Origin of the sequence: Nocardiopsis sp. CA-288880, assembly GCF_050955985.1 — a bacterium.
GTDB lineage: Bacteria > Actinomycetota > Actinomycetes > Streptosporangiales > Streptosporangiaceae > Nocardiopsis > Nocardiopsis tropica.
This window is the reverse complement of record NZ_CP192105.1, coordinates 2,397,349-2,419,195: the sequence shown is the minus strand read 5'-3', so window position 1 is coordinate 2,419,195 and position 21,847 is coordinate 2,397,349. Positions and strand designations below refer to the sequence as shown.

Annotated in this window: 22 protein-coding genes; 10 read left to right on the top strand and 12 right to left on the bottom strand. The window is 72.7% G+C overall.

Translation table 11 applies throughout. From position 1 onward, the window contains the following. Positions 1–29: 29 nt before the first annotated feature. Complete coding sequence (locus ACQPYD_RS10500) at positions 30–1,001, bottom strand: helix-turn-helix domain-containing protein (RefSeq protein WP_433700791.1); 972 nt, start codon at positions 999–1,001, stop codon at positions 30–32. A 158-nt stretch (positions 1,002–1,159) separates the two neighbouring features. On the opposite strand from ACQPYD_RS10500, the gene ACQPYD_RS10495 reads away from it, so the two are divergent. Further along, complete coding sequence (locus ACQPYD_RS10495; RefSeq protein ID WP_433700790.1) at positions 1,160–2,002, top strand: DUF5753 domain-containing protein; 843 nt, start codon at positions 1,160–1,162, stop codon at positions 2,000–2,002. A 1-nt stretch (position 2,003) separates the two neighbouring features. Next, the gene (locus tag ACQPYD_RS10490; RefSeq protein ID WP_433700789.1) at positions 2,004–2,177 is read left to right on the top strand and encodes a DUF397 domain-containing protein; all 174 of its coding nucleotides are present in this window, start codon (positions 2,004–2,006) and stop codon (positions 2,175–2,177) included. Between the two features lie 372 nt (positions 2,178–2,549). On the opposite strand, the gene ACQPYD_RS10485 is transcribed toward ACQPYD_RS10490, so the two are convergent. From ACQPYD_RS10485 to ACQPYD_RS10450, 8 genes are all read right to left on the bottom strand, one after another. Next, positions 2,550–3,503: a hypothetical protein gene (locus ACQPYD_RS10485; RefSeq protein WP_433700788.1), complete on the bottom strand. Its 954-nt coding sequence runs from the start codon at positions 3,501–3,503 to the stop codon at positions 2,550–2,552. Then, positions 3,500–4,276, bottom strand: a complete 777-nt coding sequence (locus tag ACQPYD_RS10480; RefSeq protein WP_433700787.1) for a hypothetical protein — start codon at positions 4,274–4,276, stop codon at positions 3,500–3,502. The genes ACQPYD_RS10485 and ACQPYD_RS10480 overlap by 4 nt, the downstream gene beginning before the upstream one ends. Before the next feature lie 7 nt (positions 4,277–4,283). Beyond that, positions 4,284–4,985: a vWA domain-containing protein gene (locus ACQPYD_RS10475; RefSeq protein WP_433700786.1), complete on the bottom strand. Its 702-nt coding sequence runs from the start codon at positions 4,983–4,985 to the stop codon at positions 4,284–4,286. Positions 4,986–5,041: 56 nt separating this feature from the next. Further along, positions 5,042–6,121: a protein kinase domain-containing protein gene (locus ACQPYD_RS10470; protein ID WP_433700785.1), complete on the bottom strand. Its 1,080-nt coding sequence runs from the start codon at positions 6,119–6,121 to the stop codon at positions 5,042–5,044. Further along, positions 6,118–7,104: a protein phosphatase 2C domain-containing protein gene (locus ACQPYD_RS10465; protein ID WP_433700784.1), complete on the bottom strand. Its 987-nt coding sequence runs from the start codon at positions 7,102–7,104 to the stop codon at positions 6,118–6,120. The genes ACQPYD_RS10470 and ACQPYD_RS10465 overlap by 4 nt, the downstream gene beginning before the upstream one ends. 56 nt (positions 7,105–7,160) lie before the next feature. Continuing rightward, a complete protein-coding gene (locus ACQPYD_RS10460; protein ID WP_433700783.1) occupies positions 7,161–8,291 on the bottom strand; it encodes an SPFH domain-containing protein in 1,131 nt (376 codons plus the stop codon). A 41-nt stretch (positions 8,292–8,332) separates the two neighbouring features. Then, positions 8,333–10,585: a hypothetical protein gene (locus ACQPYD_RS10455; protein WP_433700782.1), complete on the bottom strand. Its 2,253-nt coding sequence runs from the start codon at positions 10,583–10,585 to the stop codon at positions 8,333–8,335. Positions 10,586–10,834: 249 nt separating this feature from the next. After that, positions 10,835–11,230: a hypothetical protein gene (locus tag ACQPYD_RS10450; protein ID WP_433700781.1), complete on the bottom strand. Its 396-nt coding sequence runs from the start codon at positions 11,228–11,230 to the stop codon at positions 10,835–10,837. Between the two features lie 617 nt (positions 11,231–11,847). Between ACQPYD_RS10450 and ACQPYD_RS10445 the strand changes: the two genes are divergently transcribed. After that, entirely contained in the window at positions 11,848–12,153 is a 306-nt protein-coding gene (locus ACQPYD_RS10445) for a hypothetical protein (RefSeq protein ID WP_433700780.1), read from the top strand. Positions 12,154–12,244: 91 nt separating this feature from the next. Here the strand turns inward: ACQPYD_RS10445 and ACQPYD_RS10440 are convergent, their stop codons facing one another. Next, positions 12,245–12,532 (bottom strand): hypothetical protein, encoded by a 288-nt coding sequence (locus tag ACQPYD_RS10440; RefSeq protein WP_433700779.1) that lies wholly within the window; start codon positions 12,530–12,532, stop codon positions 12,245–12,247. Positions 12,533–12,783: 251 nt separating this feature from the next. On the opposite strand from ACQPYD_RS10440, the gene ACQPYD_RS10435 reads away from it, so the two are divergent. Together ACQPYD_RS10435 and ACQPYD_RS10430 are read left to right on the top strand one after the other, a co-directional pair. Continuing rightward, on the top strand, positions 12,784–13,029 hold the full coding sequence (locus tag ACQPYD_RS10435; RefSeq protein WP_267949257.1) for a hypothetical protein: 246 nt from the start codon (positions 12,784–12,786) through the stop codon (positions 13,027–13,029). After that, positions 13,026–13,967, top strand: a complete 942-nt coding sequence (locus tag ACQPYD_RS10430; protein WP_433700778.1) for a Clp protease N-terminal domain-containing protein — start codon at positions 13,026–13,028, stop codon at positions 13,965–13,967. Before ACQPYD_RS10435 ends, ACQPYD_RS10430 begins: the two co-directional genes overlap by 4 nt. Positions 13,968–14,134: 167 nt before the next feature. Here ACQPYD_RS10430 and ACQPYD_RS10425 read toward each other — a convergent pair whose 3' ends face one another. Next, positions 14,135–15,118, bottom strand: coding sequence for a bile acid:sodium symporter family protein (locus tag ACQPYD_RS10425; RefSeq protein ID WP_433700777.1), 984 nt, complete (start codon positions 15,116–15,118; stop codon positions 14,135–14,137). A gap of 350 nt (positions 15,119–15,468) precedes the next feature. Between ACQPYD_RS10425 and ACQPYD_RS10420 the strand changes: the two genes are divergently transcribed. Continuing rightward, a complete protein-coding gene (locus ACQPYD_RS10420) occupies positions 15,469–15,990 on the top strand; it encodes a restriction endonuclease (RefSeq protein WP_433702016.1) in 522 nt (173 codons plus the stop codon). A 75-nt stretch (positions 15,991–16,065) separates the two neighbouring features. On the opposite strand, the gene ACQPYD_RS10415 is transcribed toward ACQPYD_RS10420, so the two are convergent. Then, positions 16,066–17,034 carry a TIGR03557 family F420-dependent LLM class oxidoreductase gene (locus ACQPYD_RS10415; RefSeq protein ID WP_433700776.1) on the bottom strand — a complete coding sequence of 323 codons (969 nt, stop codon included), beginning with the start codon at positions 17,032–17,034 and terminating at the stop codon, positions 16,066–16,068. A 464-nt stretch (positions 17,035–17,498) separates the two neighbouring features. On the opposite strand from ACQPYD_RS10415, the gene ACQPYD_RS10410 reads away from it, so the two are divergent. From ACQPYD_RS10410 to ACQPYD_RS10395, 4 genes are all read left to right on the top strand, one after another. Further along, positions 17,499–17,873: a hypothetical protein gene (locus ACQPYD_RS10410; protein ID WP_433700775.1), complete on the top strand. Its 375-nt coding sequence runs from the start codon at positions 17,499–17,501 to the stop codon at positions 17,871–17,873. Between the two features lie 30 nt (positions 17,874–17,903). Further along, positions 17,904–18,542, top strand: coding sequence for an NUDIX hydrolase (locus tag ACQPYD_RS10405; protein ID WP_433700774.1), 639 nt, complete (start codon positions 17,904–17,906; stop codon positions 18,540–18,542). Positions 18,543–18,826: 284 nt separating this feature from the next. Further along, a complete protein-coding gene (locus ACQPYD_RS10400) occupies positions 18,827–20,512 on the top strand; it encodes an ABC-F family ATP-binding cassette domain-containing protein (protein ID WP_433700773.1) in 1,686 nt (561 codons plus the stop codon). A 71-nt stretch (positions 20,513–20,583) separates the two neighbouring features. Beyond that, the gene (locus ACQPYD_RS10395) at positions 20,584–21,840 is read left to right on the top strand and encodes a hypothetical protein (protein WP_433700772.1); all 1,257 of its coding nucleotides are present in this window, start codon (positions 20,584–20,586) and stop codon (positions 21,838–21,840) included. Positions 21,841–21,847: the final 7 nt, after the last annotated feature.

Genomic DNA, 21,847 nt, shown 5'->3' with positions numbered 1-21,847 from the left:
GCGCTCCGGACGTCGGGGGCCCGGACCTGTCAGTGACCGAACACGTGCGCCGGAACGTGTCCCGTGGTCAGCGCCCGGGGCTCGGCTTCCGGGAAGGGCTTGCCGGGGGACGACGGGGAAGGCACGGCCGTGCCGGGGTTCGGAGCCGACGCGGGGGGTGCGAGCCGTTCGACGGCCTTCTCCAGGAGCCGGACCGACTCGTGGGCGGGCAGGGCCACGCCCTGGAGGGTCGCGAAGAGGTCGGAGTAGCCCTTGACCTGGACCGCGTCCGTGACGAGGTGGCCGGGACCGCGCGGGTGCGGGGTGTAGGCGAGCGCGTGCCGGGGCGAGAAGGACAGCGTCCAGAACGCGCCGCGCAGGCCGGGGTGGTGGGTGACGTCCTCGCGGATGACGTGGAGGGCGACGCGTTCGCGTGTGGTGAGCTCATGCAGGTGTTCGAGCTGACGCCGTGTGACTCCGGCGTCGGCAACGACGCGAGTGAGTGCGGCCTCGTCCACCACGAGCCCGAAGTAGGGCGGTCCGGAACCGGTGGTGTAGTGGCTGCCGATGCGGGGACGGTCCTTGAGCCGGCGGTGGTCCTCCAGAGGGCGTTCGATCCGGTCGAGGGCCCCGGAGTAGTCGCCGGTGAGGAAGGGTTCGGGAATCATCAGGGGTGCGTAGGCGCGCAGCTGGAAGACCTGCTCCAGGAGGTCGGCGACGGTCGCGCCCTCCTTGAGCCGCGTGGTGATGTGGGTCTGCGCCCACGCGTCCCAGAGGACTCCCTCGGCGTTGAGCGCCCGGTCCAGGCCCATCGCCGTGCGCAGGTCGGGGATCTGGTCCCCCTCCTCGATCCGGCTGATCTTTCGGTGGTCGGTGACCAGGTCCGAGCCGACCTGCTGGAGGGAGATCCCGGCGCTCTCCCGCGCGGCCCGTACCCGCGCCCCGAACCGGGACCAGAGGTCCGGAGGCGCGCCATCGGTGCCACCACTCGCATGCTTGCGTATCCGCTGTTCAACGGTCATGACAGTGCCCTTCAGGATCACATGAGAACCCAAACGTCACTGAGCTCTGTCGTCTCAGGACGCTGTAGACATCATCATGAAGCCATCAATTGATGAGATCAAGTAGGATTCCTAAATTGACAGGTATGTCTGGTTCACCGGCCGCTAGCATCTCCCCCATGGGAAACAGGCCTTCACCAACCGTGCGGCGCCGCCGCCTGGCCCGCGAACTCCGCAGGCTGCGCGAGGCTACCGGGAAGTCGACCTCGCAGGTCACGAAGGAACTCGGTTGGGCCGCGGGAAGGATCAACCACCTCGAAAGCGGAAGACACGGTACTGATCCCAGCGCCCTCAGGGACCTCATGCGCCTGTACGGAATCGAAGATCCCGTGCGGGTCGAAGCCGTCCTCGCCCTGGGCCGACAAGCTCGCCAGAAGGGCTGGTGGCACAGCTACAACGATGTCCTCGACGTCGACTACCTCGGGTTCGAGGCCGAGGCCTCCACCATCAGCGTCTACCAGCCCGCTGTCATACCCGGTTTGCTGCAAACAGCCGACTATGCGGCGGCTTCTGCCAGGGCGAGTGGCGCGGTCACCGAGGCGGACATCGAACGTGTCGTCTCCGCACGGTTGGAACGTCAAGCGCTCATCAGTGAAGACCTCGACCTCTTGGCCATCGTGGACGAGAGCACCCTGCTCCGGCTCTCCCAGACACCAGAAATAGCAAAACCCCAGATCATGCGACTTATCGAAGCAGGCGAAGCTCTCAACCGGATAACCCTGCAACTACTTCCGCTCAGCGCTGGCCTGCATGCATCGATGGGTTCTGGTTTTGTCATCCTCGATTACTCCGACAGCCGCGATCCCTCCCTCGTCTACCTGGAAGGACGCACAGGCGGGAACTTCTTGGAGAAGGAAGCGGAGCTCACCGACTACCGCCGGGTTTTCGCCTCCCTCACTCGGTCGGCACTCGGTGAGGCTGAGACAATCAAGGCGCTCAAGAAGCTGCTGAAAGAGGTCTGACATGGAGTTCCGCAAATCCTCCTACAGTGCAACCGAAAGTCACTGTGTCGAGGTTGCCGAGCTGAGGGTCGGAGCAGCGATGCGGGACACCAAGAACCGTGAGCTGGGCCTGTTGACCTTCCCCGCCCCCGAGTGGCAGGCCTTCCTCGGCACCGCGCGGAGAGACCTCCCCTGACACTCCCTCGAAGCATTCGACCCCGCCTGCCGTGAGTCAGCAGGCGGGGTTCCGTGCTCCACGGCTCGAACCGGAAGGCGCGCACACGACCCCCACCCGACCAACGGCCCGCTGACGGAGTCGCCCTGTCGGCGGGGGTCGGCCTGTCCGTCGGGTGTTCGTTCCACAGTCGAACAGGCTCACGGCGCTGACAGTGCAGCTCACAGGCCCGAAGGGCGTTCGTGTCAGAACCCCGACTTCTATGCGGTTCCCCCGCATCTTCTCTCACGGCCGGGGCGGGGAGGGGCCTGCCTCCGGCCTCCAGGACCGGTGGAGCTGTGGAGGCGGTCCCCCTCCGCACAGGAAGACCGCCTCCGATGTCAGGCCCCACGGTCACACCGGGTCGTCCCACGGGGTCAGGGCGTACCGGCTGAGCTCGTCGCCGTTGTTGGCGACGATCACCGTGTCACCGGTGATCTCGTACGAGTACGTCTCGTTCCTGGCGATGTACCCGTCCGAGGTCGCTTCCGCGGGCATGAGGATCCCCTCCTCGCCCGACTCCAGCGCCTCCCCGTGGTAGTAGACCTGCCCGCCGGTGTCGCGGCACAGGATGATGCGGTGCCGCTCGGTCTCGTAGGCCTCCACCAGGACCGGCCGTCCGCTGCCGGAGATGCGGTCGGCGATCCGTGAGGGGCACGGCTCCCCCGCCGTCGACGTGTCCTCGTAGGTTCGGTCCCCGACGTCCGCGACGGTGGTGAGGAGCGCCAGGCAGCCCCTGCCGAGGAGGAACAGGACGAAGAGCCCGGCGAGGATCGCGATCCACCTGCCGCATCCGCTCCTGCTCGTCCGAACAGGGGGAGCCGTGTAGCCGGGGGTGCTCCACCCTCCCGGAGGCGCTGCAGGCGGTGGCGGCGGCACGAAGGGCGGGACCGCGGCGGTCCGCGGCGGCGACGGGAACACGGTGGGCGGGAAGAAGATCTCCTCCTCGACCGGTGGCGCCGACACCTTCTCCGGCGGCGGCCGCGGCGGGCTCGGACGGCGGGGCGGTGATGTCGGCTCGGCCGGCGCGGCCGCGGTGGCACGGGCGGACGCCTTCGGGCGCGGGGGCGGCTTCTTCGGGGCCGGCCGCGGGATGTTCGCGGTCACGTCGCGGGCCATGTCGCACAGCTCGCAGGACAGGACCGTTCCGGGGTTGAACGTGTCGCACGCGTGGCAGCGCCACGTGGGTACCGGCGGCGCAGCGGCGGAGGCTTCCTCCTTCACGGCCTCGCCGCACACCTGGCACCGTTTGCGGCTGGTCTCGTTGAACGTCTGGCAGGCGTAGCAGCGCCACGTCTCCTGTGTCACCTGGGGTCCGCTCCCCCGGCGCGGCGGAAGAACTCCTCGTGCAGCTCCCTGGTGCGCAGCCCCGGCACGAATCCCGCCCATTCCTTCGCCGCGTCCGGCCCTCCGGGACCGGTGCGCCCCGGATGCCCGGAGTGCCGGTGGCGGCGCCCACGGGCCGGCGCACGGTCCTCATCCAGAACGAGGAAGTCCGCCGGTGGGGGGCGGTGCTGCGGCCCGTCCTCGCCGAACTGGAGCCGTGCCATCGGGTGCGGGGGCTCCGCACGCCTCCCGATCGGCGCCGCGTCGCCGGGGTGCCACCCTGCTTCCTCGGGCTCGGGAACGGGCTCCTCCGTCGGCCCGGCCGCGCCCGGAAGGTCGTGGCCGTCGGGCTCCGCCGGGGGTCGCAGCCGGGCGAAGCGTCCCACCAGGTGCTCGTAGAGTTCCTTGGCCAGCCTCCTGTCGCTGCTGTCGCGCAGCCCCACCTTGATCAGGACCATGTCGTCGGCGGGATCGTCCCGGTCGTGGAGGGGTCGGTCGAGCCGGAAGCGCAGCGTGAGCCTGCGGGGGGTCTCCCGGGAGGAGTCCCCCAGCATGAGCTGGTCGCACCGCTCCATGTTCAGCGCCGTCTGCTCGCCGTCGCCCCAGTCGAAGTAGATGCGGTTGCCGATGAGGCAGACGCGCACCCCCCTGAATTCTTCGTCGAAGGAGGGCCTGGGAGGGGCCGGGCCGGAGGCGCGGTGCGCGCCTCCGCGTTCGGGGCCGTCCTTGAAGAGCCCGAGGATCCGGTTGTTCATGGTCGTCTCACAGGCTGTTGGCGATGGTGTTGATGATCTCGTCCATCTCGAACTCCTCCAGGCCGTCGCCCGCGCGGGAGGGGAAGTGCATGGTCAGGTTCCACTCCTCGGCGATCTCGGACCACGGCTCCACGTCCGGGGCGAAGAGCACCAGGCGCTTGGCCGAGTTGTCCATGCGGGAGGTTTGGCTGCGGGAGTAGCCCCACTCCTCGAACAGCTCCTCCAGGGAGCGGGGGATGTCGGCCGGGTACCCCTGCACGGAGGTGGCGTCGGGGTCGCCGAGCGGGTGGGCGGAGGCATCCGTGAACAGGACGATGACGTGCCTGCGGCGGTCGAGTCCGGTCTCCCAGGGGGAGCGGATCGCCAGCGCGAGCGTCTCGAGGCCGGACTCGGGGATGTCGCCGCCGCCGACGGGTTCGAGGCCCTGGACGAAGTTCTCGTAGTCGCCCTCCTGCTCCGGGAACGTGAGGAACTCCGTGGACTCGATCGCGTCGTCCGGGTTGTCGGCGAAATCCCTGAAGGCGATGATCCGCAGGCGCAGCTGGCTGATCGCCTTGCTCTTCTGCCCCATGACGGTGCTGAGCCGGGAGTGGAATCCCAGCGCGCTCTTCTTCACCTTTTCCAGGACCGGTCCCATGCTCGCGGTGACGTCGACGCACAACACGATGTCGACCGCGTAGGCGAGGTTTCCGTTGCTCTGGGCATTCATCGGGGGCTCCTTGGGTTGTCGGAACGGGTTTTCCCTGCTGGGATGCGCACCGGGGGTCACGACCAGTTGATGCGCACCCGGGAGGTACGTGCGGAGTCGGAGCGGCGCCTGGGCTCCCCGCCACCGCCGTCGGCGGAGGGCTCGGACCCTCCGATGTTGGTGCGGAGGCGGCTGCGGCCTTCTCCGGCGGGGGGAGCCGCCGGCTCCGGTTCCGTGCGGACGGGCCGCCGCGGGGGCTCGGCTGCCACGGGCCCCAGCTCGCAGGACTCGGGGGTCAGGGCACTGACGAAGGCTCCGACGCCCGGCCGCTCCCCCGGCATGACGGCGCACATCCGGCCGATCAGGACCCGCATGCCGGGCGCCAGGCGGGGGTCGAGCACCAGTGCGGCTCCGGCGTTGACCGCCTCCGCGGGGCTGTCGTGGGCGTCGGGGAAGGCCGGCAGGCCGCCGGTCAGGTAGAGGTGGGTGAGCAGGCCCAGGGCGAAGATGTCGGAGGCGGTGGTCAGGAGCTGCGGTCCGGTCCCCTCCTCGCCCTGGACGTAGCGCAGCCACTCCGGGGCGGCGTAGAGGACGTCGCCCGCGATCTCCTCGCGCCCGGGCGGACTGCCGCTGACGAAGGCGTCGTCGAAGTCGATCAGCTTCGCGGTGTGGAACACGGTCGCCTTCTGCACCAGCACGTTGTCCGGCTTGAGGTCGCCGTGGACGACCTCGATGTCGTGCAGCTGCCGCAGGCTGTGCCCCAGGGTCTTGAGCAGGATCGACTTCTTGCCGGAGCTCAGGGTGTGCGGGCTGTCCAGGTTGGAGGTGTCGATGCGCTCGGTGACCTTGTAGTAGGTGCTGCCCTCGCAGAAGAAGTCCTGTGCGAGCACCAGGTTCCCGCCCCCCGCCTGGTCGGGCTCGAGGGCGGCCATGATGTGGCGGTGCCGGTCGGCGAACTCCTCGCAGGCATGGAGTCGGATCCTGGCGCTCCGGCTCGGCGGACCGGAGGAGTCCTTCGGGCGCTTCGGGTCCAGGAAGCGCTTGATGAAGTACTCCCGGCCGTCCCGTTCGGCGAAGGCCCACATGCACTTCCCGCCGCCGGCGTTGGTCGGCTGGGTGGTGATCCGGTAGCCGTTGATCACGTCGTCGAGCTTCACTCCGCCCACTCCCGTTCGCTCGGCATCAGCGCCTCGTACGCCGGCCGGTAGCGTCGCCACGACGCCTCCTGCCAGGCGCGGTACGTCTCCTGGTCCACTTCGCGGGGCGGCGGGTCGAACTCCCTGTGCAGGGTGTGCAGCCGGTCGCGGAAGCCGTCGCGCATGTCGTCGAAGTCCTCGAACCCGAAGGCGACGACGGCCAGGGAGGCGTCGTCGCCGGTGTAGGAGCGCACCGCCCTCTCCAGCTCACCGCTGAGCTCCTCCTGCCGGGTCACCGCCTCCAAGGACTCCAGGAGCAGCTGCTCGAACAGGTGCGGGGCCTCGACGTAGCCGAAGAACCCGTCCGTGGCGCACACCAGCAGGCACTGCCGCGGCAGCCGGACCCGTGCGGAGTGCAGGCGCCAGTCGTTCGAGGAGTTGAGGATGTTCTCCATCGGCGGGTCCTGGCGCAACTGTTCCAGCGCGTCCTGCTCCTCCGTGTGGTCGCGGGTCAGCGCCCGGAGGCCTTCGACGGGGTCGAGGGCGTAGACCCGGGAGTCTCCCGCCCACAGGACCCTGGCCTCGACCTCGCCGCCGACCAGCTCGTAGGTCGCCGCCGCCATCGTGGTGGGCATGGAGCGGACCATGCTGCCGACCAGACGGGTGCGCTCCTTGGGCCGCATCAGCTTCAGCGCGTCACCGATACGGTCCTCGAGCTCCTCGACCTCGGCCCGGTGGACGGGTCCGGGCCGTGACACGATGCCGCGGAACCACTCCCTGGTGGCCAGGGCGGCCACACGGGAGGCGACCCACGCACTGGTGACCTTCCTTCCGAAGCGGTCGGCGTCCGCGGCCGCGTGCCCGGCCCCGCCCGCCCCGTCGAAGACCCCGACGACCCCGCGCCACGTGGGCCTGTGGTGTTCCAGCAGGGGCTCCGCGTCCTCCCCGCACTCCGGAATCTTCTCCGCCCACACACCCCAGGCGCGTACTCCGGGCTCCTCCATCAGCCAACGCGTGGTCCCGGCGGAGGAGACGGCCGCTACCGGATCCGGCTCGCCGTTCACCCGCGGCCCCCGCCCTCGGGCCGGAGTCCGCGCACGCGGCTGGTGCGGGGACGGCCGTCACCGCGGTCCGTGCCCGCGCGCGGGGATCCCCCCGGACCGCGCGGCCGTGCGGGAGGTTCCTCCTCCGGTGGCGTACCGGCCGCGGGAAGGGGCTCGTCCTCCGGCGGCCCGGAGGGGGCGGGGCCCTCGAACTCGGCCCGCACGGTGCGTTCCGGCTCATCCGGGGCCCCTCCCAGCTCACGGGGGCGGACAGGCTCCGGGAGCGCGGCTCCACCCCTGGTCCCCCTCACACGGCCGATGCCGCCCGTGGTCCTGGAGCGGCTGTCGACCAGCCTGTCGACGATGGTCCGCTCGATCTCCGCGGTGTCGAAGGGTTCGCGCTCGCCCTCGTTGTGCTCCATGACCACCTCCAGCGCGCGCATGAGTTCGGCACGGTCGGCGGTCTCCTCCGAGCGGATCCACTCGAGTACCGCCCGGTCCCCCTCCTTCTCCAGCATCCCGGCGATCAGCGCCTCGGGGCCCTCCTCCCGCAGGAGCCTGAGGTTGTAGGAGCGCCCCATGGAGTCCAGCCGCTGCTCCCGGAGCTTGTCCCGGTAGGCGCGACCGCCCGTGGTGATCTCGTCCTCGTCGAGCTGGAGCTCCACGACGATCCGGCGCAGCCTGATGGCGGAGTCCCCGTGGAAGGAGCCGACGGCCTCGTTGAGCGCCTGCTCGCCCTCGTGGAACTCGGAGATGTCGTAGCGGCGCGAGACCTCCCGCAGCATGCCGCGCAGCGGCCCCCTGAGTGTGGGGGCCATGTCCCGGATACCGCGTTGGACGACGGCCACGGGGTCGGCGACCCGGCACGAGAGGGTGACCGCGGCCCGGAACCCGAACGACGGGTCCCGGCTGACCAGGGTCACCGCGAACGCCAGCCGGTGCTCGGTCGTGTCGACCAGGGACATCCTCTGGTAGACGCCGAAGCGGGCGTCCGGCACGGGCTCCCCCGGCCGTACCAGGAGCGCGTCGCCGCGCTGCGGCTCCAGTACCATCGCGGTCCCGTGCTCCGGCGGTTGGATCGGCTTGAACAGCCGGAAGGGCTGGATCTCCTCCTGCCGCAGTACCGGGTCGTAGCTGAACTGCTCCATGTCGCTCCCTCCTGCTGGGGCCTGGCAGCCCTCGGACGTCTTCAGACCGCGCGCCGCAGGTCCGCGGCCGCGTCTGCTCCCTCTCCGCTGCCCGCCGCCCACTGGCCGAGCCAGTAGTGGATCCGGTCCCGGTGGCGTCGCCCCCCGGAGGCGACGCCCTTCAGCAGCCGGAGAACGGACTCGTGGCCCCGGGGGGAGCGTTCGGCGTGGCCGACCCACTCCCTCAGCACGTCGAGGGCGACCTCCTGGACGGGTTTGCGGGCCAGGGCGCGCCGCCAGAGCTCGGTCAGGGCCGCGAGGTGCTGGTCGGACTGCTCGAGGAGCAGCGGTGGCGCGGCGGGGTTGCGCCTCCCGCGGCCCCGCCCCGCGCGTTCGGGGCCGGGGTCCGCCGCGGTACCGGCCACGTAGCAGAAGGCCAGGAGCGACTTGAGCACGAGGGCGGAGTCGTCCTGGGGCCGGGACCAGTCCAGGAGGGCGCCCAGCACGTGTCCGGCCCGGTCGCGTCCGGCCAGGGAGGCCATCGCCTCGGCGACGTGGGTCAGCGCGTCCCAGGACCCCTCGTCCCCCAGGGCCGCGAGGAGGACCTCCATCGCCGCCTCCGGGTCCCTCCGTCCCGGAGGGCCCCCCGCCACCAGGGCCGAGGTCGCGGCCATGCGCCGTTCCACCGCGGTGCCGGGACGGTCCGCCCACGTGTAGAGCAGGTCCCACACCTGATCGGTCAGGTCCGGGTCCTCGCTCACCACGCCGAGGACGGTGGCCGCAGCGCGCCTGGAGCGTGCGGAGGTGTGGCCGGCCCAGCCGTCGAGGAACCGGTGCAGGGCGTGGTCCAGGTCCTGGGCGGCGATGACGGCGGTGGCGACGCATGCCCGGGCCTGCACGTCCACGTCCTGGTGGGTGACCAGCTGCCGCAGCCAGCGCACCAGGCTGGAGCGCTGACCGTCCAGGTGGTTCCAGGCGTGTACCAGCACAGCCTGCTGCGTACGGGGCTCGCGGAACCTGACCCTGGGGTGTCCCGGGCTCCCGTCCTCGGGTTCAGCGAGAACGATCCAGGGGTGCGCGGTGGGCAGCGTCTCCTGGAAGCGCAAGGGGGGCGGGCCTTCCCGCTCCTCCGCGAGCAGGTGGTACAGGGCGACCGCCGCGTCGGAGACGATCAGGTACCGGGCATCGTGCAGGACGGCCGCCGACAGCGCGAAGCCGACCGCCTCCGGGGAGCGGTGGGTCGCGAACCATTCGTGGACACGGGTCGAGGGGTCGCCGAGTCGGCGGACGAGTTCCGCCAGGTCCTGCCCCTCGCGCGCCGCGGCGGCCAGGCTGACCGCGGTACGGGGGCGGGGGTTGCGCTCCAGGAGGTCGAGAGCCCCCGCGGCCCGGAGCCCGGCGGTCAGTTCACGCACCTGTTCGGCCCCCGGGGACTCCCCGAGGGCCCACCTCCGCACGATGGCGACCGGGTCGATCCCGCTCTCCCCCGCCACGACGACCTCGGTGTGGGCCGCGGTGTTCAGGAGGGTCCCCTGCGGGGGCCCTGTGACCACCACCAGGTAGGAGTCGGCCTCCTGCAGCGCTTCCCGGACCCGTTCGACCCATTCCGTGTCGATGTCCCCGGCGGCCCCGGCCGCGCCGTCACCACGGGCGCCGCTCTGCACCCTGTGGAGGAGGCCGCAGCCCTTCCCCGGCGGCTTCCAGGCGGTGCTCCCCGGCTCCTCGGCCGGACCGAGCTGGAGGATGCGTCCCTGGCCGACCGTGCCGTGCAGCGCCATCGCCTCCGCGAGGAGGTTGACCGCCACCGCCTCGCGTCCGCTTCCGTCCGGGCGGGCCAGGACGACCACCCTGTTGCGGAGGAGGACCTGCAAGAGCCTGTCGAAGTCGGAGGGCCTGACGAAGTGGTCGATGTGGTTGTCGATCCGGTCCGGCGAGAGGTCGAGGGATCCTCCCCCCGCATCACCTCGGAGGGAGGGCTCGGCGGCGCCCGCCGTGTGGAATCCGCCGCCGAAGCGGACGCTGTCGTTGAACAGCGCCAGGGTGCCGATCCTCAGCCCCCCGTCCTCTCCCTGCAGTCGCTCCAGGAGGCGGTCGGTGATGGCCGACATACGGGCCGACTCGGCGTGGCCCCGCGAGGAGGAGGCGTCGCGCCGGAGCGCGTGGAACGCGTCCTCCTGCGACAGCGGGGCGTCGTCCCCGTCCGATGGCGATGCCTCCCCGCCGGAGGCGGGCCGCTCGACCTTCTCGGGGGGCTCGGCGTCGGGCACAGGGGTCTCGGAGTCGCCTCCGTGGCGACGGTCGTCGGGCCGCGGCATGAAAACCCTTCAACGGCTCGCAGACGCTCTGGCGTGCGAGGAGGGGGATGGTGTGTCGACCACCCGTGCACGGCGCTCGGACCGGTCAACGGGAGGTGAGCGTCCGCAGGAACGCCTCTGACGGCCTCGGCCCCGCGGGGGCCTACGGCCACTGGGCAGCAGACGAAAAGCCGTTCCCGGCGGCGTACGGTCCCTTCGGGACCGGCCCCGGAACACAGTCCCGGGCGGGTGGATCAGCTGTTCCGGCCGCTACTGGCTGTTCCAGTCCCCGGAGATCTCGACCTTCTCGTTGAAGACGTTCGCATTCTTGATCACGGAGGCGCTGATCCCCGTCCCGCCTGCCGGTTTCTCGGCCGCCCGTTCGACCAATTCCACCAGTTCGTCACAGAACTGCTGGTCACGCAACATGTAGGAGGCGAGAACCCGTTGAAGGGATTCCTGGGCCTGGCCTTCCTCTGGGCGGGTCTCCACCGCCGCGAGCACCTCCTCCGCCTCCTGGTCTCCTCTGAAGCGCATCCGGATCCGCTCTACCACGGACTTCGCCACCCCCCAGGAGGCGTTCCCCGACTTTTCGCCGATGGTCTTGACCGCGGTCTGCACCAAGAGGGCGACTGCGGCGGAGGCGGCAGCGAAAACCAGTTCCATAATGTCCTTCGGGGGGAGGGGGAGCGATCTCGGAAACCGCCGACGGGCGCATCCGGGTGACCATCATAGGGGAACACGAGAGGGGACGCCAAAAGAAATGGAAGGACAGAGACCTGCCTCCTTGACCAGGTGTTTTCTTTATATGCGAAAAAAATCATCGATCCGTCGCAAAGGTGCACGAGCGCGGCACAACACCCGGCTCGTGCATCGTTCTGCACCGGGAGGGCGGCGGAGCCCGGGGACGGACCGGGCGGAAGCGGTTCGGGCACGACTTCCTGGACAGTGGAGGGCCGACGTCCGGAGGTCGGGGCGTTCGGAGCGGTGGAGCCGGTCCCCCGCCGAACGCGGTGGCCGGTCACCGCGGCGCACACGCCCCCTGCCCGGCCAACGGCCAGCTGACGGAGTCGCCCTGTCAGCGGGGTGTCTGCCTGTCCGTCGGGTGTTCGTTCCACAGTCGAACAGGCTCACGGCGCTGACAGTGCAGCTCACAGGACCGAAGGGTGTTCGTGTCAGAACCCCGACTTCTCTACGGTGCCCCGCACCTTCTCTCACGGCCGGGGGCCGACGTCGGGGGTTCGGGGCGGGCGGAACGGTGGAACCGGCCCCCGCCGAACACGGTGGCCGGTCGCCGCCGGCACACGCGCGGCCCCTGCCGGCAGGGCGGCGCGGCAGAGCTGGAGGGCATGTATGCGGCCGGGGCCCGCCCTCTGGCGGCGGGCGACCCGGGCGGGGCCGACTTCACCGAGCCGGCGCCCTGCTTCGCCGCGGACGTGGTGCCGACGCGGGTGCGCGCAGCCGGGCGGCGGACCGGCTTCCCGATGCTTCCGACGGTCGTCGTGGAGGACGGGCCCATCACGGAGGTGCGCCCCTCCCACCAGGGCACCGCCGCCGTCGCCGACGCCTGCGCTGTCCCGGGGCAGTAGGTCTGAGGGCGCTTCGTCGGCGCACCGTGACACCCCCTGGGGCCGACGCCCGGGTCCGCCACGGCCCCGGGCGCCGGCGTCTGGGTGGGGGTCAGTCGAAGTGGCAGCGGGGGTGCGGGACCCGGCCCAGGGGGCGCTTGGGGGGCCGGGGACAGCGGGTGAGCGCGCGGACGCGGTCGTGTCCGCCGCGGGCCCGGCGGCGGGCGGCCGTCTCACGTTCGTCGACGGGTGCGGGGGCGGGGACGGGGGCCGGGGCGGCGGTCTGCGTGGGAGGCGCGCAGGGGGCGAGGAGCACGTGCGGGTTTCCCAGGGCTGCGGTGAGGGCGAGCGCGAGGAACCCGGAGCAGGGGATGAAGAGCGGACGTCGTTGCTCAGGCATACATGAAGCCTGACAACAATCACGCTGGGTCGTGCGCCGATCACAGGAAGAGCCGTGTCCGGTTCAGGCCATGGGGAGGACACATGAACCCCGTCCCACACGGGTAGCGCTTCGACACCGAAGGCGACGGAACGGTCCCCCTGGTCGTTTTCGACCCCCCATGACACCCGGAGCGCCCTCCTTCCGGACCACCCGGACGCACACGCGCAACCCAGGTTGACAGCAAGAGTCGCGCAACCTAGGTTGACACCATGGACGCAGTAGAACTGGCAGCCGTCGCATCGGACACGTCGACCCCCGTACAGGGTCTGCGCGCCGTCGCCTCGTTGCGCGCGGTGGTCGACTCCCTGGAACTGCGGCAAGTCGAGGAGGCCTTGCGATCGGGCGAGTCGTGGTCCTCCATCGCCGCCGCGCTCGGGGTGACCCGTCAGGCCGTCCACAAGAAGTACGGGAAACGGCTGCGTCATATCGAAGCGACCGAAAGAGGACAAGGATGACGAACCCGTCGCCGAAGCAGGGTCTGCTCAGCAGGAGTTACGACCGGGCCGTGATCGACGAGGCCGCGAGCCGTGAGGCGGCGCGCGCGGGCCGGTACGAGGTGGGCTTCGAGCACCTGCTCCTGGGGATACTCGTCAACGGCGGCCCGGGCGCCCGTCTGCTCATGAACGCCGGGGTGAACCTGTCCGAGGGACGCTCGGCGATCGACGGGATCCTCCGTGAGGATCTCGCCCTGCTCGGGATCGACGTGCCCGTGCCGCCCCCCTCCGGCGGTGGGCGGCCGGGGCTCCTCCCGCTCAACCCCCGCCTGGAGGAGATCGAGCTCGACTGCCCGTGGAGCGGGGGCGACGCAGCCCTGCTCGCGGCACTGATCGACGACGAGGGCGGCCGGGTGCGCAGGCTGCTGGACCAGCTGGGCGTGGACACCGACAAGTTCCGGCGCGACCTCGATGAGCCGGTGGAGGCCCTGGAGACCCCCGAGCCGTCCTCGGCGGACGGCTCCCACGCCGACGGGCAGCCGACCGAGGGGTGGGCGTGCACGACCTACGACCTCGAGGTGCCCGTGTCGGCGGAACGGGTCTGGGAGCTGGTCAGCGACCCGGGGCGCCGGGGCGAGTGGGATCCGTCCGACGTGCCGTCCCGGCAGCTCGGCGGCGGGGTCGTGGAGCTGTACAGCATGTTGGGGAAGCCGGAGCGCGAGGCGATCACGCACAGCGTCCCCGGCCGCGAGGTGACCTGGACGCGGAACCCGGAGTCCGAGACCCCCCGCAGGGTGCGGATCGTCATCGAGCCGGTCGGCGGCCACGCCAGGCTGCACCTGCGTATGGACTGGCCCAGCGCCGTGCGGGGTCGGATCGCCGGCCGCATGCTCGGGTGGATCAGCCGGAACATGCTGCGGAGCAGCGCCCAGGGCATCGCCCACGCCGCCGCGTCGTAGCGGGGCTGCCGGGCGGAGGCCCCGGCCGGTACCCGGAGGTCCGGCCACCGGAGGGAGCGCATCGGCTCCGGTGTCCGGCCCACCGCACGGGTGTGGGCCCTGCGGAGGGCCGGCGCCCGGGAGGACCTCCGCCCTGTGACAGCGCCGTCCCTCCGTGCCGCTGCGGGTCAGTCCCGGGGCGACGCGTCCGTGGAGGCAGCCTCCTCCTCCGTGCCTGTCGCGTCGCGGGGCGCGCGCCGGGCCCAGTAGGTCGCGACGAGCGCGCCCGACAGGTTGTGCCACACGGAGAAGAGCGCGGCGGGCAGCGCCGCGAGCGGGGCGAAGTGCGCGGTCGCGAGGGCGGCGGCGAGGCCGGAGTTCTGCATGCCCACCTCGACGCTGACCGCGCGCCGGGCGCTCTCGGGCATCCCGCCGACCACGCCGACCAGGTATCCCAGGCCCAGGCCGAGGGAGTTGTGCAGCACCACGGCCAGGGCGACGAGGAGTCCGGTGGACAGCACCGCGTCGGCGTTGGCGCCGACCACCGCGGCGACGACGAGGACGATGCCCACGACCGACACCAGCGGCAGGACCGGCAGGATCCTCTCCACGAACCGCTTCGCCGCCATGCGCAGCAGCAGTCCGGCGACGACCGGGAAGAGGACCACCTGGAGGATCGACAGGAAGAGGTCGGAGGCCGAGACGGGCAGGGAGGACCCTGCCAGGCCCAGCACGAGGAGCGGGGTCACGAACGGGGCGAGCATGGTGGAGATGGAGGTCATCGCCACCGAGAGGGCCACGTCGCCGCGGGCGAGGTAGACGATGACGTTGGAGGCGGTTCCCCCGGGTGCGGAGCCCACCAGGACCATGCCGACGACCAGCAGGGGCGGCAGGCCGAGCGCGTGGGCGATGCCCCAGCCCAGGAGCGGCATGACCGTGTACTGGGCGAGGACGCCGAGGACCACGGCCTTGGGGTGCCTGGCGACGATCGCGAAGTCGACCGGGCGCATCGTCAGGCCCATGCCGAACATGATGACGCCGAGGAGCAGGGAGACGTGCGGGGCGACGAGCGCGGCCTGGTCGGGGATCGCGAGGCCCACGGCCGCTCCGGCCAGGACCAGCAGGGCGAACCACCGGCCGACGAAGTCGGCGATGTTCTTGATGACCGTCATCGGACTACTTCCTTGTGTGCCCCGGGGGCGGTGGGTACTGTCCCCGGACGGTTGCCGCCGTTGCCGGTCGACACCGCGCGGCCATGGTAGTCCGCCGGTTACGCCTGTGTTTCGTCCGGGGTGCCCGCGGACCAGGGACGAAGGCCCCGGACCGCCCCGTCGCGCAGCGCCCGGCTCCGTGGGAACCGCCACAGGGCCGCGGCCCGGATCCCCGTGAGGAACGGCGTTCCCGGGGAAGGGGTCCGGCAGAGGACCCTGCCCCCGGGAGGAACGTGGACGTCGGAACGAGGGAACGGCGGTTCGTGTGGAGGCACCGGCACGGCGCCGTGCTCGCCGCGGTGGTGGCGCTCATGGTCGGCGCGTGGGTGGCCCAGAGCGCCCCGCGGCCCCTGCTGTGGGTCGCGGCGGCGGTGGCGGTGGCCGCCCTGTCCTGGTGGGCCGTGGGCCGTGTGCGCAGGACCCGGGAGAGGCGGGCGCTCGCGCGGACCGACCTGTCGGAGCTGGACCTGATGTCCGGCACGGAGTTCGAGGAGTACGTCGCGGGCCTGATGCGGGTGCACGGCTACACGGCGGTCATCGTGGTCGGCGGGGCCGACGACGGCGGGGCGGACATCACCGCGCGCTCCCCCGGCGGGAGCGAGGTGGTGGTCCAGTGCAAGCGGTGGCGCCACCCCGTGCCCCCGAACGACGTCCGCGCCTTCATCGGGATCCTGAACAGCAGCTTCGCGGGCTACCAGGGGATCTTCGTGGCCTCCAACGGGTTCACCGGGGCCGCGGCCCGCGAGGGCGCGGAGCACATGGTCCTGGTGGACCGGGACGGGCTGGCGCGGTGGATGGGCGGCGTCGAGGTGCCGGAGCCACCGCAGGCCTGAGCGGCGCGGCCCCCGGACCTGAGCACCGCAGCGCCCGCCGTCCGCCGGGCGCCGGGGCCCGGCGGACGGCCCGGCTCAGGAGGGGGAGAGCGCGCGCAGGCGTCCGTCCAGCTCGCGCCGGTAGAAGTCGACGAACCCGTCGGGGTCGGGCCCCGCGTTCTGCATGACCAGGCGGTCGAAGCCCGCGTCGACGTACGTGCGGGCGGCCTCGACGTAGCGCTCGGGGTCGGGCCCGCAGGCGAAGTGCGCCAGGACGTCCTCCTCCCGGACCGTGGTGGTGGCGGCCGCGAAGTTGACCGGGTTGGGCAGTTCGCTCATGACCTTCCACCCGGTCAGGGCCCAGCGGGAGGTCTCCAGGGCGGCCTGCGCGGCGGTGTGCTCGTCCTGCGCCCAGGCCATGGGCACCTCGGCGTAGCCCGGTCCGTCGCCGCCGGCGTCGCGGTAGTCGCGCACGATCTCGCCCTTGGCCTCGGTGGCGAAGAGCCCGTCGCCGAACTCGGCCGCGAGCCTGGCCGACACCCCTCCGCTGGCCGCCACGGCGATCAGCGGCAGGGTGTCGGGCAGGTCGAAGACGCGGGCGTCCTCCAGGCGCAGGTAGTCGCCCTCGTAGGACTGGTAGCCGCCGCTCCAGAGCAGGCGGATGATCTCCAGGGCCTCGCGCAGCATGTCGTGGCGCACGTGGACCGAGTCGGGGAACTCCTGGCCGACGACGTGCTCGTTGAGCCGCTCCCCGGAGCCGACGCCGAGGACGAAGCGCCCCCCGGAGACTAGGGCCAGGGTCGCGGCGGCCTGGGCGATGATCGCCGGGTGGTAGCGCACCGTCGGGCAGGTCACCCCGGTCACCAGCCCGATCCGCTCGGTCCTGGCCGCGATGGCGCCGAGCACGGTCCAGGTGAACGGCGAGTGGCCCTGGTTGTCCAGCCAGGGGTGGTAGTGGTCGCTGATCTCCACGAAGTCGAACCCGGCGCGCTCGGCCAGCACCGCCTGCCGGATGAGCTCCTCGGGCCCGAAGGCCTCGGTCGCCAGCTTGTACCCGATCTGCATGCGTCCCCCTGCTCGGTGGTGGTCCCGGGCGCCCGGCCGCACTCCCCCGGCCCGGCCCCGTTCACGTACGGGTCGGCGGACGGGCGCCCCGGCCCCGTCCCCTCTCCCCGAGCACCCATACAACTACCGCGCGGGGCGCGGGCGGCGCTCCGACACACAGTGGGTCCCGGTCCCGGGCACCGGACCCGTCCGGCCTCGTTCGGGCAGGTCAACGGTGTCAGGACGTGCCCGGGAGGGGTCGCGACGACCGCGGGCGGGAAGGTGTCCCGGACGGCCGCGCCCACGGGGCCGCGCGGCCCCGACCCGGCGGCGGTCGGGCCCGGCCGGGCGGCGGTCGGGCCCGGCCGGGCGGCGGTCGGGCCCGGCCGGGCGGCGGTCGGGCCCGGCCGGGCGGCGCGGGACCGGAGGCCGGCCCCGAGGAGTTCGCGGAGCTCACCCGGGCCGCGGCCCGGTCGCACGCGCAGATGCTGCGCACGGCGCGCAGGCTGGGCGGGCCGGCGGCCGGGCGGGGCGGTCCCCGCTCGATCGTCACCGACCCGGTCCTCCAGGCGCCGGGGATGACGGTCACCGTCCTGTCGGAGGACAACCTCGTCCTGGCGGGACCGGGGGCGGCCGCGGCCCAGGCCCCGCTGGTGGCGCGCCTGGTGTTCCGCGACCGGTTCTCGCCCGCCGCGAGGAGCCTGTCCCACAGCATCACGTTTCCGACCATGCGGCTGGGGAACGCCAAGAGCGACCTCGACGACATCGTCCGTCTGTTCAGGGAGGACCGCGGCCGGGTCCACGCCGACGACCGTGTCGTCGTCCGCCCCTCCGACCGGCAGGTCGACGACGAGGAGTGACCCCTGGACGGGACCGACCGTGGGAGACCCGTGGACCCCTACACCGCGTTGCGCGCCTCCCGCCCGGAGGAGTTCGCCAACCCCTCCGGGGGGATCGAGATCCTCACCGACCCGGAGGACGTGGCCAAGGCGCGGGAGCACGCGGGCGGGTGCGTCGGCGTCGTCTACGCGGACGAGTACGTGACGGTGGTGCGGGACGCCGTGCGCTTCCCGGACGGCCGTCTGGGCGCCTACGTGCGCGTGCTGGGCTCGGACCGGGAGCCCGGCGTCGTCGTCCTCCCCCTGCTGGGCGACTCCGTGGTGCTGGTCGAGCACTTCCGGCACGCCACCCGGGCCTGGCACGTGGAGGCCCCGCGCGGGTTCGGCGAGGACGGGGAGCCCGGCGAGGCGGGTGTGCGCCGCGAGCTCCGCGAGGAGCTCGGCACGGAGGCCTCGGAGCTGTTCGACCTGGGCTCCTTGCACCCGGACTCGGGGCTGTTCGGCGGGCACGCCCGGCTGTGGGCCGCCCGGGTGGCGTCGCTGGGCCCGCTCGACGTCGGGGAGGGACTCCGCCGGTCCCTGGCGGTGTCCCCAGGCGAGGCCGAGGAGATGGTCCGCGACGGGCGGATCACCGACGCCTTCACCATCGCGGTCCTGACACGTGCCCGGATGCACGGGCTCCTGGACTGACTCCGGCGTCGGAGGGTCCCGGCTGCGGCGGTAGCCGCTCCCGGCGAGGGCCCGGACGAGCGCTCCCCCGGGAGCCCGGGCCGACCCGGCGGCGGCCCGGCCGGGCGGCGCTGGCCCAGAGCGGGCTCCGGCGCGGCCTGGCAGCCGGGCAGCCGGGCTGGGCCGCCGGGCGGGACCGCGCCCCGCGGAAAACGGGTTGCCGACGCGGAGCGGGGCGTGGAAGCCTTCCGGGACGCGCCGGGCGACCCCGCGCGTTCCGACAGAACCCCACGTGGAGAGCGGTCTTGGGCTACATCGACGTCAACCAGGTCAGTCACACCCTTCCCGACGGGCGGGTCCTGCTGGACGCGGTGTCCTTCCGGGTGGGCGAGGGTTCCAAGACGGCGCTGGTGGGGGCCAACGGCGCGGGCAAGAGCACCCTGCTGCGGATCGTGCGCGGCGATCAGCGCCCCGGGGAGGGAGCGGTCACCCTGGACGGAGAGCTGGGGGTGATGCCGCAGTTCATCGGGCACGTGCGCGACGAGACCACCGTGCACGAGCTCCTGGTGTCGGTGTCACCGGCGGCGGTGCGCGAGGCGCACGCCGACGTGGAGGCGGCCGAGGCGGCGATGATGGTCGACGACGGCGAGAAGACGCAGATGCGCTACGCCGGGGCGATCGCCCGCTACGGGGACGCCGGGGGCTACGAGGCCGAGGTGGTGTGGGACCAGTGCTGCACGGCCGCGCTGGGCGTCCCCTACGAGCGCTGCCGGTGGCGCGAGGTGCGCACCCTGTCGGGCGGTGAGCAGAAGCGCCTGGTCATCGAGGCCCTCCTGCGGGGGCCGTCGCCGCTCCTGCTGCTGGACGAGCCGGACAACTACCTGGACGTGCCCGGCAAGCGGTGGCTGGAGGAGGCCCTGCTGGCCTCCCCCAAGACCGTGCTGTTCGTCTCCCACGACCGCGAGCTGCTGAGCCGGGTCCCCGACCGCATCGTCACGGTCGAGCTGGGCGCCGCGGGCAACACCGCGTGGACGCACGGGGGCGCCTTCGACACCTACCACGCGGCGCGCCGGGAGCGGTTCGAGCGCCTGGACGAGCTGCGGCGGCGCTGGGACGAGGAGCACGCCAAGCTGAGGGCGCTGGTGGCCACCTACAAGCAGAAGGCGTCCTACAACTCGGACATGGCCTCGCGGTACCAGTCGGCCCGGACCCGCCTGCGCCGGTTCGAGGACGCGGGGCCGCCGGAGAACCTGCCCCGGGAGCAGAACCTGCGGATGCGCCTGCGCGGCGGGCGCACCGGCAAGCGGGCCCTGGTGTGCGAGGGGCTGGAGCTGACGGGGCTGATGCGACCGTTCGACCTGGAGGTCTGGTTCGGCGAGCGGGTGGCCGTGCTGGGCTCGAACGGGTCGGGGAAGTCGCACTTCCTGCGGCTGCTGGCCGGGGGCGGCAGCGACCCGGAGTCGACCCCGCTGTCGGAGGAGGAGCGGGCGCGTGTGCCCTCCGTGGAGCACTCCGGGACGGCCCGGCTGGGCGCGCGCGTGCTGCCCGGGTGGTTCGCGCAGACCCACGAGCACCCGGAGTTCGCGGGCCGCACGCTCCTGGACATCCTGCACCGGGGCGAGGGGTCCCGGCGGGGGATCCCGCGGGAGGAGTCGGGGCGGGCGCTGGACCGCTACGAGCTGGCGCCGGCCGCGGAGCAGGCGTTCGACACGCTGTCCGGTGGCCAGCAGGCGCGGTTCCAGGTGCTGCTGCTGGAGCTGTCGGGGACGACCATGCTGCTGCTGGACGAGCCGACGGACAACCTGGACGTGGTGTCGGCGGAGGCGCTGGAGTCGGCGCTGGAGGCCTACCGGGGCACGATCCTGGCGGTCACGCACGACCGGTGGTTCGCGCGGGGGTTCGACAGGTTCGTGGTGTTCGGCGCGGACGGGGGCGTGTACGAGGCCCCCGAGCCGGTGTGGGACGAGGCGCGGGTGCGCCGCGCGAGGTAGGGCGGTCGCGTCCCGGGCCCGGGCGGGGGGGTATCCTCCTGGGAATCCCCCGGATCCACCGGAGAACCCCCATGCCGCATCCCCCACGGCCCGTACGCCCCCTGCCCCCGGCGTCCTCCGCGCCCGCCCCCGCGGGCGGGCGGAGGAGACCCGGGACGCGGGCGGTGCGGGCGCTCCTCCCCGTCCCCCTCGCCGCGCTGTGCGCCCTCGGAGCGACGCCCCCGGCCGCGGCCGGGGACTGGAGCTACGAGGAGATGGCCACGGTCCGGGCCGCAGCCCTGTCCGAGGACCCCCTCTACGTCGGCCCCCTGCACGCCGGCGACCTGGCGGAGCAGGACGCGGAGGCCCTGCGCGCACGCCTGGCCCGGGCGGACGTCCCCGTGTACGTCGTCCTCATCGGCCGGGACGCCGGTCTGGACGACTACGTCGCCGACCTGGCCCTGCACTCCGACGCCGGGGGCCACTTCTTCGTCGTGGGCCGGGACGGGGAGACGCTGCACGGCCTGTACTCGGGAACGGACGGGGCGCCGGGCCCGGAGGAGGACCCGGCCCGGCTGACGGCGGAGACGGTCAACTCCGACCGGGACCTCGTCGGCGCCCCGCTGGACGAACGCCTCGGCCGTGCGGTCGACCTCGTGGAGCGGGGCGGTCCGGCCGGAGCCCCCGGCGGTGCTCCCGTCCTCACCGCGGCGGCCTCCGTCCTCGTGGGCGTGCTGCTCTGCGCGGGGGCCTGGCGGTTGGTGCTGCACTGGTCGCACAGGCCGGTCCGTGTGGCTCCGCTGACCGAGGAGGTCGTGCGGACCGTCGACCGGGCCCAGCAGGACGAGTACCGGGAGCGGCTCGCCGAGCGCCTCACCGGGTGCGGGCAGCGCGTGGCGTCCCACACCGCCGGCCCGGGGCGGGTGGGGGAAGCGCTGGAGGCCTACGGCGCCGCCGCGAAGGTCCTCGACACCGCCGACGACATGTCCGACCTGGTCGGAGCGCACGTCCTCCTCGACATCTGCGACGCGGCCCTCGACGGCGGGCCCCCTCCCCCGCACTGCTTCTTCGACCCGCGGCACCACGGCGGGACCGCCCACGTCCGGTGGCGCGCCCCCGCCTCGTTCGACTCGGTCAGGGTCCTGGCCTGCCGCGCGTGCCGCAAGGAGGTCCGGGCACACCGGACACCCGCCGCCGTGCCGGACTCCAGCGGTGCGCGCCCCCTGCCCTACTACGCGGTGCCGCCCGAGGAGAGCGTATGGGCGGCGACCGGATACGGGACCCTCGGCTCCGACCTGCCGGGGCGCGTCATGCGAGGCGGGCACCGCGGCAAGCGGCGCGGCGCCTGACCGCACG